The sequence below is a fragment of the Lachnotalea sp. AF33-28 genome, from assembly GCF_003477885.1.
Taxonomy (GTDB): Bacteria; Bacillota; Clostridia; order Lachnospirales; family Lachnospiraceae; genus AF33-28.
The window spans coordinates 219,377-231,759 of record NZ_QUEE01000009.1 but is presented as its reverse complement, the minus strand read 5'-3'; the positions used below and the strand labels follow the sequence as shown (position 1 = coordinate 231,759).

10 protein-coding genes and 6 tRNA genes are annotated in these 12,383 nt (G+C 49.0%); all 16 read left to right on the top strand.

What is annotated here, in order from left to right; genetic code table 11:
- The first annotated feature begins 102 nt into the window (after nt 1–102).
- The 16 genes from DWZ56_RS14315 to DWZ56_RS14240 all read left to right on the top strand — a co-directional run bounded on the left by DWZ56_RS14315 (nt 103) and on the right by DWZ56_RS14240 (nt 12,374).
- Nucleotides 103–555, top strand: coding sequence for a DUF1700 domain-containing protein (locus tag DWZ56_RS14315; protein ID WP_158584599.1), 453 nt, complete (start codon nt 103–105; stop codon nt 553–555).
- Between the two features lie 469 nt (nt 556–1,024).
- Nucleotides 1,025–1,228 carry a hypothetical protein gene (locus DWZ56_RS14310; RefSeq protein WP_118557310.1) on the top strand — a complete coding sequence of 68 codons (204 nt, stop codon included), beginning with the start codon at nt 1,025–1,027 and terminating at the stop codon, nt 1,226–1,228.
- Nucleotides 1,229–1,405: 177 nt separating this feature from the next.
- Nucleotides 1,406–2,551: a THUMP domain-containing class I SAM-dependent RNA methyltransferase gene (locus tag DWZ56_RS14305; RefSeq protein WP_118557322.1), complete on the top strand. Its 1,146-nt coding sequence runs from the start codon at nt 1,406–1,408 to the stop codon at nt 2,549–2,551.
- Nucleotides 2,552–2,566: 15 nt separating this feature from the next.
- Nucleotides 2,567–4,273, top strand: a complete 1,707-nt coding sequence (locus DWZ56_RS14300) for a lectin like domain-containing protein (RefSeq protein WP_243095268.1) — start codon at nt 2,567–2,569, stop codon at nt 4,271–4,273.
- Nucleotides 4,274–4,328: 55 nt separating this feature from the next.
- Nucleotides 4,329–4,928: an XTP/dITP diphosphatase gene (locus DWZ56_RS14295; protein WP_118557308.1), complete on the top strand. Its 600-nt coding sequence runs from the start codon at nt 4,329–4,331 to the stop codon at nt 4,926–4,928.
- A 9-nt stretch (nt 4,929–4,937) separates the two neighbouring features.
- Nucleotides 4,938–5,429 (top strand): metallophosphoesterase family protein, encoded by a 492-nt coding sequence (locus tag DWZ56_RS14290; RefSeq protein ID WP_118557307.1) that lies wholly within the window; start codon nt 4,938–4,940, stop codon nt 5,427–5,429.
- Nucleotides 5,430–5,517: 88 nt separating this feature from the next.
- Nucleotides 5,518–5,592 (top strand) — tRNA-Pro (locus DWZ56_RS14285).
- Between the two features lie 22 nt (nt 5,593–5,614).
- A tRNA-Gly gene (locus DWZ56_RS14280) sits at nt 5,615–5,685 on the top strand.
- A 111-nt stretch (nt 5,686–5,796) separates the two neighbouring features.
- Nucleotides 5,797–5,870 (top strand) — tRNA-Arg (locus DWZ56_RS14275).
- 5 nt (nt 5,871–5,875) lie between these two features.
- A tRNA-His gene (locus tag DWZ56_RS14270) sits at nt 5,876–5,949 on the top strand.
- Between the two features lie 11 nt (nt 5,950–5,960).
- A tRNA-Gln gene (locus DWZ56_RS14265) sits at nt 5,961–6,032 on the top strand.
- Between the two features lie 38 nt (nt 6,033–6,070).
- Nucleotides 6,071–6,143, top strand: a tRNA-Lys gene (locus DWZ56_RS14260).
- A 258-nt stretch (nt 6,144–6,401) separates the two neighbouring features.
- Nucleotides 6,402–8,648 (top strand): extracellular solute-binding protein, encoded by a 2,247-nt coding sequence (locus DWZ56_RS14255; protein ID WP_118557306.1) that lies wholly within the window; start codon nt 6,402–6,404, stop codon nt 8,646–8,648.
- A gap of 11 nt (nt 8,649–8,659) precedes the next feature.
- Nucleotides 8,660–9,568 carry a carbohydrate ABC transporter permease gene (locus DWZ56_RS14250; RefSeq protein WP_118557305.1) on the top strand — a complete coding sequence of 303 codons (909 nt, stop codon included), beginning with the start codon at nt 8,660–8,662 and terminating at the stop codon, nt 9,566–9,568.
- Entirely contained in the window at nt 9,565–10,509 is a 945-nt protein-coding gene (locus tag DWZ56_RS14245) for a carbohydrate ABC transporter permease (RefSeq protein WP_330424886.1), read from the top strand. Before DWZ56_RS14250 ends, DWZ56_RS14245 begins: the two co-directional genes overlap by 4 nt.
- A gap of 26 nt (nt 10,510–10,535) precedes the next feature.
- Nucleotides 10,536–12,374: an HlyD family efflux transporter periplasmic adaptor subunit gene (locus DWZ56_RS14240; RefSeq protein WP_118557304.1), complete on the top strand. Its 1,839-nt coding sequence runs from the start codon at nt 10,536–10,538 to the stop codon at nt 12,372–12,374.
- The last annotated feature ends 9 nt before the right edge of the window (nt 12,375–12,383 follow it).

Sequence of the window (12,383 nt, the reverse complement as noted above, 5' to 3'; positions counted from 1 at the left end):
AGAAAGATTTCATCTCCGCGCGCCTTTACCGCAAACACTCGGTATGCTACAATGACGTTAGGCATTGTGATATAACCGTAAATCGGCAAGTGGAGGTCAGAGATGACAAAGCAGGAGTTTCTGGATAATTTAAATGATCAGCTTTCCGGGGAGGTACCTTCTTCCGTAGTTTTCGAAAATGTGAACTACTACCGGAATTATATAGACGGAGAAATAAACAGCGGGAAATCGGAATACGATGTGCTGGATTCCCTTGGCAACCCGCGCCTGATTGCCAAAACCATCATAGATACCTGCCAGATCGAGCAGCAGACGGCGGGCGGAGACGGGTTCGGCGGCTATACCTACGGCGAGGATGGAGGCGTGTACCGTGATGAGACAGAACAGCCTTACGGGAAACCGCCGAAGCTTCTGCGCTTTTCGGGCTGGATTGTTCTGGCAGTGGTGGTGCTGTTCATACTGCTGATACTCAACATCATTTTCTTCCTGCCGGGCATTTTCTGGTGGCTTCTGCTGGCCTGGATGGTTTACCGGTGGTTTCGCCGCCGGGCGTGATTTCGTATTTCTAGGAAAGTACGTTCTGAAACTAAACTGAGTCGGACAAACCGGCTGATTCCGTGCTGTGGCGGAATCAGCCGGTTTGTTAGTGTACCCCGCGGTGCCCGCCGCAGTGCGATCCTAAGCTGAGCGCTTTTATTTAATAGTTTCCTAATTGAAGGACAAGAGAAACGCCGCTGGGGGAGCCAGCGGCGTTTCGATGAGGGGAGTATAAATAATTAATAAGGGGTAATAACGAAAAGATTTAAAAATCTGAGATTTCAAAATCTTTTGCAATTGAGATTATATTATAATTCGACATAAAATGCAAGGATAAATAAAATATTAACGGAATAATAAAAACGAAAACTGACATAATAGTTTTGTAACCAATAAACCCTGCTGTCAGGCAAATCCGGTTTAAATAATCCGGATAAAAACATACCGGACAGCACTAATAAAACATTTTTTCAGGAGGTCATTTATTATGGCAAACAATAACGAAAACTGCAGAAATAACAGCCAGAACAATAACCAGAACAACAGCCAGAACAACAATCAGAACCGTTCTCAGAACAATTCTCAGAATAATTCTCAGAACAGTTCCAAGAACAGCTCCAGAAACAACAGCCAGAATTCCAGCCAGAACAACAGCCAGAATTCCAGCCGTGACTGCAGCAGAGATTATTAATCGGCGCTGTATCCGGTAATCGGAATGCCGATGGGGCAGTAACTGCCCTGCCGGCATTCGCTACATAGACTGTGTAAAACATGGCTGCCAACCGAATTCCTTTTCTTGACAGAGAGAAGATCAGGCTTTAATATAGGTATAGGATACGGATATCCGATGAAAGATGGGAGCAGCCGCATGAAATTATACGAATTGATCGCGCCATGCCACTTTGGGCTGGAAGCGGTGCTGAAAAGAGAGATATATGATTTGGGTTATGAGATAAGCAGTGTGGAAGATGGGCGTGTGACCTTCCTGGGAGATGAGGAGGCTGTCTGCCGCGCCAATATCTTCCTGCGCACGGCCGAACGGGTGCTGCTGAAGGTGGGAAGCTTTCACGCGGAAACATTTGATGAGCTGTTTGAAGGCACTAAGGCGCTGGCCTGGGAAGAATTCCTGCCGAAGGACGCGAAATTCTGGGTTACCAAGGCTTCATCGGTAAAGAGCAAACTGTTCAGCCCCTCGGACATACAGTCACTGGTAAAAAAAGCCGTGGTAGAAAGGATGAAATCCAGCTATCATCTGGAATGGTTTCCGGAAGACGGGCCGCAGTATCCGCTGCGTGTGTTCCTGATGAAGGATGAGGTGACGGTGGCCCTGGATACCACTGGGGAGTCGCTGCATAAGAGAGGATACCGAAAATTGGTGAGCAAGGCGCCCATATCGGAGACGCTGGCGGCCGCTCTGATCATGCTGACACCGTGGAAGACTGACCGCATTTTGGTGGATCCTTTTTGCGGCAGCGGGACATTCCCGATAGAAGCTGCTATGATCGCAGCTAATATGGCTCCTGGCGCAGGAAGGCATTTTCTGGCTGAAAGCTGGAATAACCTGTCAGGATCCAAGCTGTGGAATGACATATTCGAAGAGGCTAAGGATATGGCGGACCCGGATGTTTCCGTGGACATCCAGGGCTATGACATAGACGGGGATGTGATCACAGCGGCGAGGGACAACGCGGCGGCGGCCGGCGTGGACCATATGATCCACCTGCAGAGGCGTCCGGTCAGCGAGTTAAGCCATCCGAAGAAATACGGTTTTCTGATCACCAATCCTCCCTATGGGGAGCGCATCGAGGATAAAAAGAACCTTCCGGATCTTTACCGGCAGATAGGGGAGCGCTTCGCTGCGCTGGATTCCTGGTCGGCATTTCTGATCACTTCCTATGAAGATGCGGAGAAATATATGGGCAGAAAGGCGGATAAAAACCGCAAGATTTACAATGGGATGATTAAAACATATTTTTATCAGTTTTTGGGACCGAAACCGCCGGCTAAAAGATGAATTTGAGGACAACAATTGAAACGTAGAGGACTGTATTGTTTACTGGTTGTAATGATTGCTGTGACAGCCGTGTTGTATTTCCATAATACTCTGGAACCGCAGAGCGTCAGACAGGGCAGCAAAGAGTGCGTGAAATCGGAAGGATGGACATCGGCGATCGTAGCGGATGTAAATTCCAGGGAAATCCACTTGCAGGTGGGAGGCAAAGAGGTTGCTTCGGGGCACAACGCCTACATGGATGATAATATGAATCTGATGATATCCTCTTCAGTACTGACAGATGCCTTTTACTGCGCTGCCAATTTCTATGACCGCGAAATGCTCGTATTGGAGAAAAATGCGCGTCGGATCGAACTGACGGTGGGAGACCACGTCATGAAAAGGGATGAAAAGGAAGTGCACCTTGCGGCAGCGCCGGTGCTCATAGGTGAGGAGCTGTTCATACCGGTGGAAGCGGTTTCCAAGGGGCTTGGATATTCCTACACCTGGTCCATGGCAGAAAATACGGCTGTCATGGCCAATGAAAACGATGAGAAGGAAGTGCTGCCATACCGCTATGACTACCGGGAGATCGGAAAAGTGCCGAAGGTCAAGAATCAGGGTGCACTGGGCACCTGCTGGGCCTTTGCCTCCCTGAACGCGCTGGAAACGTCACTTCTGCCGGAATATAATCTGGATCTGTCCGAAGACCACATGTCATTAAACAGCGACTTCAATGTGGATCAGCACAAGGGCGGCGATTACACGATGTCCATCGCCTATCTGGCGGCATGGAGAGGGCCTGTGCTGGAAGAGGATGACCCGTATGGCGACGGGGAATCGCCCGCGGGGCTTTCGGCGGTGAAACATGTGCAGGAGATCCAGATGATCGGCAATAAAGATTATCAGGGGATCAAGAGGGCCGTATATCTGCACGGCGGGGTTCAGACTTCGATTTATACCCCTTTAAAGAATTATAAAAGCCGTTCCAAATACTACAACAACGATACAAATGCCTACTGCTACATAGGGGAACAGAAGGCAAATCACGATATCGTGATCATTGGATGGGATGACTCCTACCCCAAGGAGAATTTCAACATGGAACTGGAGGGGGACGGAGCATTTATCTGCCTGAACAGCTGGGGTGAGGAATTCGGAGATAACGGCATCTTCTATATATCCTATTATGACACCAATATCGGCATCCATAATCTGGTTTATACGCGGGTAGAGGAAACCGATAACTACTCCAATATCTACCAGTCCGACCTCTGCGGCTGGGTGGGGCAGATGGGGTACGGCAATGACAGCGCATATTTTGCCAATGTCTACCAGACAAAGGGTGAGGAACTGCTTAGATCCGTAGCTTTCTACGCCACCGGTCCGGACACGGAATATGAGGTGTATGTGGTGAGGGATGCGGCGGATAAATACAGCTTTTACAAGAGGCAGCTGGTTGCCTCGGGCAATTTAAAGCTGGCCGGTTATTATACAGTTGAGTTGGAGGAAAGCATCCCGCTGGATGCGGGAGAGCGTTTTGCAGTCATTGTTTATATCACCACGCCCGGGTCGGTCCATCCCATCGCCATAGAGTATATGGTGGATGAAAGCACCGAAACCGTAGATTTATCGGACGGCGAAGGATATATCAGCGCCAACGGAAGCCAGTGGACCAGCGCCGAATCGACTCAGCAGAGCAACATCTGCCTGAAAGCATTTACGGATGACGTAAGCGACTGACCGCGGCCGTTGCCGGTCCAACCGGCGGACATGAAGGAAGAGGGAGAAAGAAGCAATGAAAGATAAGATAATTTTTGCCACCTCCAACGAGGGCAAGATGAAGGAAATTAGGATGATCCTCGCGGATCTGAACAGAGGAGTGCTGTCCTTAAAGGAAGCGGGAATACAGGCTGATATCGTGGAGGATGGGAAAACCTTTGAAGAAAACGCTCTGATCAAGGCCAGGATCGTCCATAAGCTTACAGGGGCCCTTGTTCTGGCCGATGATTCAGGTCTGGAAGTGGACTATCTGGGCGGAGAACCCGGCGTCTATTCCGCCAGATATATGGGTGAGGATACTTCCTACGATATCAAAAACCGCTCCATCATAGACAGGCTTGATCAGGCGGTGGGCACGCAGCGCAGTGCCAGATTCGTCTGTGCGATCGCAGCAGTATTTCCGGATGGGGAGGAGGCCGTAACCCTAGGGACGATCGAGGGGGAGATTGCCAGAGAACCTAAAGGGGACGGAGGATTCGGCTATGATCCTATATTTTTTGTGCCAGAGTTTGGCGCAACGACCGCACAGCTTACACCGAAGCAGAAGAACCAGGTGAGCCACAGAGCTAAAGCCCTGAAAGAGATGAAAGAAGTAATCAGAATAAAGTTATCATAGGAGGCAGCTATGAAAATACTCATTGTCAGCGACACCCATCGCCAGAATGGAAATTTGAGCAAGGTGATCAGCTCCGCAGGCGAGATTGATATGCTGATTCATTGCGGTGATGTGGAGGGAAGCGAAGATTACATCAGGGAGATTGCAGGCTGTCCGGTGAAAATGGTGGCCGGCAACAACGATTTCTTTTCCAGTCTGGAAAAAGAATTGGAATTTAACATCGGAAAGTATCATATTTTTCTGACACATGGGCATTACTATTATGTATCCTTAGGGCCGGAGCAGCTGGCGGCCGAGGCCAGAGCCAGGGGCGCGGACATCGTGATGTACGGCCATACCCACCGCCCCAGCGTGGATTATATGGATGAAGTGATAGTGGTGAACCCCGGAAGCCTGTCTTACCCAAGGCAGGACGGCAGACAGCCTTCCTATATCGTGATGGAAATTGACCGAGAAGGAACCGTTCATTTTACGGTCAATTACATAGGAAGAAAAAATTAGTATTTTGGAAAATTCTTGTTGACATTATGATTTTCCTATTATATAATACTTTTTGCGTCACGAATGACCGTTAATTTGACAATAAGCGCGGGGTGTAGCTCAGTTTGGCTAGAGCGCCTGGTTTGGGACCAGGAGGCCGCAGGTTCGAATCCTGTCACCCCGATCGTGTCTGCTTATTGACAGATGCGGGTGTAGTTCAATGGTAGAACACTAGCCTTCCAAGCTAGATACGTGGGTTCGATTCCCATCACCCGCTCGCATTATTTTCTTAGCGAGAGTTTTTCGAGCTTAGAAGATAAGCACACTTGCGAAATGAGCGCGTCTTATGCGCGGCGTTGAGCATAGTGTCTCTTTATAATTACCGTTTGTGCTTGTAGCTCAGTTGGATAGAGCAATGGCCTTCTAAGCCATGTGTCCAGGGTTCGAATCCCCGCAGGCACGTTATGGTGGGTATGGCACAGTTGGTTAGCGCGCCAGATTGTGGCTCTGGAGGTCGTGGGTTCGAGTCCCACTACCCACCCTAAGATTCAATGGGCTATCGCCAAGCGGTAAGGCACAGGACTTTGACTCCTGGATGCGCTGGTTCGAATCCAGCTAGCCCAGTCTTGTGCCCTCGGTAAAGAGGCACAGTAATTAAATATGGGATACTAGCTCAGGTGGTAGAGCACTTGACTTTTAATCAAGTTGTCCGGGGTTCGAGTCCCCGGTGTCTCATGAATGAAGGCCGAAACCTATATTAAAAGGGTTGCGGCCTTTTTTGCGCCTTCGCTCATCAAAGCGCCGTCCGGCCAGCTGGCTTAAAATCCGGAGAAAAAGACAGAAGTGCGCATGGAATTTACAGAGAAAAACAATATCGTCATTAAAAGTTAAGAAATTTTCTATAGTATTTATATTCAATAAATAATATAATTTGTGATAGTATCATGCAAAACTAATCTGACAGACTGATACGGATAAAAGGAGAACCAAGGTATGAAGAAATGGATGAAAAGGCTGACCGCAATCGGGCTGGCCGTAATGATGTGTATGCAGCTTTCGGCCTGCAGCAATAAGGCCGGCGGTAATTCCGGACCGGAATATGTATATGTGGCCGAATATCAGGACCTCACAAAAGAGGGAGCGGGCAGTAACTGGGTGAGCAATCTGGTGTATGCCAATAATAAGTTATACTATCAGCAAAACAGCTATGACGAACAGACGCAGGTTTCCACGGACAAATTTTACTGCCTGGAGATCGGCCAGGATGCTCCGCAGGAGCTTCCTATAACGCTTCCGGAAAACAACTATGTAAACCGGATGTACGCGGATAACAGCGGAAATCTTTATTTCGTGATTTCATCCTATGATCCCGAAGCTGAGAATCCGGTTCAGAAATATGAAATTATGAAGACGGACAGCGTGGGAAATGAAACACTAAGACAGGATCTGTCCCCTCTTATGGACCCGGATAATCCCTACATCCAGTATCTTTGTGCGGACGGTGAGGGAAACATCTATCTGTCAGCGGGAGATACGAACATCTATGTGCTGGACGGTAAAAGCGGCAGCACGCTGTTTAATGTGAAATGCGATGAGTGGATTAACGGAATGGGATGCTCCAAGGAGGGCAAGGTGCTGGTCGCAACCTATGCTCAGTCCATGGTATTCAAGGAAATCGATGTGGCTGCCAAAGGATTCGGTACCACTTATGAAAATGTGCCCAGCGGCAACGGCAACGGAGGTTACTCTGCCGGCGTTGATTCGGGACTTTTGATATCCACCGGAAACACGTTATATGAATACAGCACCCAGACGAAGGAAAGCAAGGAACTGCTAAACTGGATTGACAGCGATTTAAACGGCGATAATATCCAGCTGGCTGCAGCGCTTGATGATGGCAGGATCCTGGTGGTCAATACGGACTACTCCCAGGATAATTCCCGCACAGAACTGATTTACCTGACCAAGAAGCAGAAATCCGAGGTGGCGGAGAAGACCGAACTCACCCTGGGTACCATGTACTTAAACCAGGATGTGAAGACCGAAATCATCAAGTTTAATAAGACAAATGATAAATACCGCATTACGGTAAAGGAGTATCTGGGCGATAATGCTGACTATGAAAAATATGATGAAATTGTGGCGCAGATGAATGCTGATATCGTTTCCGGAAACGGCCCTGATATCATCGATATTTCCGGCGGCAATATGAAGCAGTATGCTGCGAAGGGCATTCTGGAGGATTTGTATCCCTTTATTGACGGTGATGAGGAGTTAAAACGGGAAGATTTTGTGGAAAACGTATTTAAAGCTTATGAAATCGGAGGTAAGCTGATAGCGGTCGTCCCATATTTCAGCATTAACACGGTTATGGGCAAGGTATCTGATGTAGGCGACAGGATGGGCTGGACGCTGGATGACCTGATGAAGCTGATGGATGAAAAGCCGGAAGGCACGGAAATCTTCTCCTATGCTACCAAGGACTCTATACTGATGTATTCCTGTATGTACGGTCTGGATAAATACGTGGACTGGAGCACAGGACAGTGCAGCTTTAACACCCCTGATTTTATCGAGGTGCTGGAATTTGCCAACAAATTCAGCAGCGAGTATAACTATGACGAGACGGCGCCCAGCGTGCCCAGCAAAATCCAGAGCGGCAAGCTGCTTCTGATGGACACTGGCATCAACGAAGTTACGGATTATCAGATGTATGCAGGCATGTTCGGTGAGCCAACCACCTTTATAGGCTATCCCGGTGCAGATGGCAATGGCTCCTTCTTCACAAGTGGTGGCGTGAGCCTGGGAATAAATTCCAAGAGCAAGAATAAGGACGCCGTATGGCAGTTCCTGCGCACTTTCCTGACGGATGATTACCAGAGTTCCGATAACGCCAGACGCTGGAGTTTCCCGGTCCTTAAGACAGAACTGGATAAGAAGTTTGAAGATGCCATGACAAAGGAATACTACACCGATGAAAACGGCAATCAGGTAGAACAGCAGAAAACCTCCTGGACGTATGACGATTTCAGCATGGATATCTACGCGGCGACTCAGGAAGACGTGGATGCGATCAAAGAGCTGATCAACGCTACGGACAATGCGCTGCAGCTGGACCAGAATATCCAGAATATCATCACCGAGGAAGCCGGAGGCTATTTCCAGGGACAGAAGACCGCACAGGAAGTGGCGGATATCATCCAGAGCAGGATTCAGATCTATGTGAATGAAAACAGATAGGAAATCAGAAAATGAAAAAATCCGGTCAGAAGAAAAAGATGACAGAACCGCAGAAAAAGAAGAAAATCAGGGAACTCATCAGTTCGGCGCCATATCTGGCGCCGAGCATGATCGGAGTCGCCGTGTTTTTTGTTATTCCTTTTCTTGTGGTTATTTTTTACTCGCTAGTCGACAATCCGATCAGCCACAATTTTGTCTTCATAGATAACTTTAAGAATGTGCTGGGCAATTCTGCTTTCCGGCAGGCCGCTGCCAATACGCTGCAGTTTTCGGCCATCGCGGTGCCCTTGGCAGTGCTTCTATCTTTGGGCCTGGCAGCGTTGCTGGACCGCAAGATACCGTTTCGCAGCCAGTTCAGAACCTTTTTCCTGACGCCAATGATGGTGCCGGTTGCCTCTGTAGTGCTGATTTATCAGGTGATGTTCCACTATAACGGCGGCGTCAACGATATACTTGCGATATTCGGGATCGGAAAAATCGACTGGATGAAATCCAGCTACGCCCAAATTGTAATCGTTCTGCTCTTTCTGTGGAAGAACCTGGGATACAACATGATTTTGTTCATGGCGGCGCTTGGCAGCATTCCGAAGGATATCATCGAGGTGGTCCGCCTGGACAGCAGTTCCTCCTGGCAGACCTTCATCCATGTGAAGCTGCGGTATCTCTCCTCCACGATCCTTTTTGTTACCATCATGTCGCTGATCAACTCCTTTAAGGTGTTTCGTGAGATCTACCTGCTGACCAGCGATTATCCGTACGAGACGCTCTATATGCTGCAGCATTTCATGAACAATACGTTCCGCTCGCTGGATTATCAGAAGCTGTCGGCTGCGGCGATTCTGATGTCAATCGTTATGGTGATCATCATCGGCATTCTGTTTCTGGTGGAAAATCATTTCGGAAAGGATGTGGAGGGATGAGCAGAGAGAAAAAAGAAAAGGACGAACTCGCCCAGGTGGTTAAAGCAGCAAAGCGGCGCCGTTTCAAAAAGAAATTCATGCTGGGCCTGGCCACTCTGGCTGCGCTGTTTTTCGCAGTACTGTTTCTTTTGCCCATAGTGCTGACAATCACCAACTCCTTTATGACCGCGTCGGAGATATCGGCCAATTACGGGGCAGTGTTCGCTACGACGGACAGCGGGGGCAAGGTTTTTATATCCAATAAGGTGAACCTGAAATTTATACCGGATATGGTATCGTTTAACCAGTATATAACCGTTCTGTTAAAGAGCCCGGAGTATCTGCTGAAGTTCTGGAACTCAGTCATACTGGTGGTGCCGATCCTGGTATTCCAGCTGGCGGTTGCCTGTCTGGCGGCCTATGGATTCACCCGGTTTCGGGGCAGGATTAAAGAGATTATATTTTTTCTGTACATAATTCTGATGCTGATGCCTTACCAGGTTACGCTGGTGCCAAATTACCTGGTTTCCGAATGGCTGCATATCCTGGACACCAGGTGGGCGATATGGCTGCCGGGTATCTTTTCACCCTTTGCAGTGTTTCTGCTCACGAAATTTATGAGAAGAATTCCAACTTCTCTGATCGAAGCGGCCAAGATTGACGGTGCGGGTGAATGGCAGATATTCAGACGCGTATGCATGCCTCTGTGTAAGGGAGCGCTGGCTTCCGTGGCAATCCTGGTATTTATTGATTACTGGAACATGGTTGAGCAGCCTCTCATCCTGTTATCCAATGCGGATATGCATCCACTGTCCATCTTCCTGTCCAAGATCAACAGCGGAGAGATCGGGCTGGCGTTTGCAGTAGCTACCATATATATGATACCCTGTCTGCTGATATTCCTGTATGGCGAGGATTATCTGGTGGAGGGCATCACCTATCAGGGCGGAATCAAGGGATAAGAAAAAGGAAAGGAAGACCGTAGAAAATGAACGAGAATACGAAAAAGCGGAGAGAGTGGATCAAAAATGCAGCGATTGTGTTTCTGGTAATTATGCTGATCCTCACCTTTTTCTCCAATACGATTATGAATTATTCGCTGCCGGAGGTAGCCACACAGACCGTAACATCCGGTTCCATCACGGCGAAGATCCGCGGCACAGGAAATGTGGAGGCCGGAGAGCCGTATAACGTGTCCATAAAAGAAACCCGCACCGTTTCCAGCGTGGCTGTCAAGAAGGGCGATGAGGTGCAGAAAGACGATCCGCTGTTTGTGTTGGAGGACAGTGAGAGCACGGAGTTAAAAGAAGCGGAGAAGGCGCTGGATGATCTGCTGCTTGCATTTGAGCAGAAGATCCTAAGTGGAGATGTGCCCAGCAGCGCCATTGATAAAGTGGAGAGCGGCGGGAGCGATTCCCTGTCCGCAAACCAGGCGAGGATTGAGAAAGCCAACAAGCGTCTGGAAAATGCGCAGAATGCTGTGAGGAGCTATACGGATCAGATAGCATCGATTGACAGGCAGATCGCACTTCTGGAGGCTGATAAGGCCGCACAGAATACGGCGGCGGAAGAGAAGGCTAAGGCAGATGCGGAAAAAGCGCTGGCCGATGCCCAGACCAGGCTTAGCGATGCCTCTGCGAGAGTGAGCAGCGCACAGGGTAAAGTGGACAGCGCGAATTCGGCGATATCCGCACTTGATCTGGAACTCTCTTCCCTGGGTATAGATAAAAAACGTGCGGAAGAGGAAGTTAAAAAAGCAGAAGAAGCTTTTAACAGCGCAGCTACGGATTCTGTATCCGGAAATGATATTCAGCAGCTGGAGGAAGCCCTTAAGGCAGCCAAAGCGGCGCTTGCGAAAATAGATGACGATATCAGCAAGAAAAATTTAGAGAAAAACAGCAAGAATTCTGAATTAAACAATGCGAAATCCGAACTCGGCAATGCTCAGAATGAATATAACAATGCCAAGAGCAATGTGGATTCCTGCCAGACAACTCTGGATAACGCGACAGCGGCATTAAATAACAAGGGCAGTGATATCACCAACCAGATCAACGCGCTGAATAAGACAAAAGCGGAGCTGAACACAAAGCTGCAGACCGCTACAAACGAACAGACTTATGCGACGGAAGACCGTACGGAGCTTCTCACCGAGATATCCAGCACGCTGGAGCTGGAGACACAGAATGAACAGATCAAGAAACAGAAAGAACTGATTGAGGAACTGAAGGGCAAGGTCACCGACACCGTAATCAAAGCCCCCGTGGCAGGAACCATCACCGCGGTCAATCTGGTAGCCGGTGAGACCACAACGCCTGAGCAGGCCATGGCTGTGATCCAGGTGGCAGACAAGGGCTTTACCGTCAGCTTCAGCGTGACCGAGGCACAGGCCAAAAACCTTAAGGTGGGGGATCCAGCCGATCTGCAGAATTCCTGGTATTACAACGACGTGAAGGCAACCCTGTCCGCCATTAAACCGGATCCTGAAAATCCCGGCAAAAATAAGCTGCTGGTGTTCGATGTGAGCGGAGACGTGCAGGCAGGACAGTCCTTAAGCCTTTCCGTAGGACAGAAGAGCCAGAATTACGATCTGATCGTGCCCACCAGCGCCATCAGAGAGGACAACAACGGAAAATTCATACTGACGGTGGAATCCAAGAGCAGCCCTCTGGGCAACCGCTATATCGCGACCAGAGTGGACGTGGAGGTGCTGGCGCAGGATGACACACAGTCCGCGATCAGCGCAGCGCTGTATGGCTATGAATATGTAATTACAACCTCTACGAAGCCTGTTGAGGCGGGCAAGCAAGTCAGACTGGCAGATTAAGGGAGGATA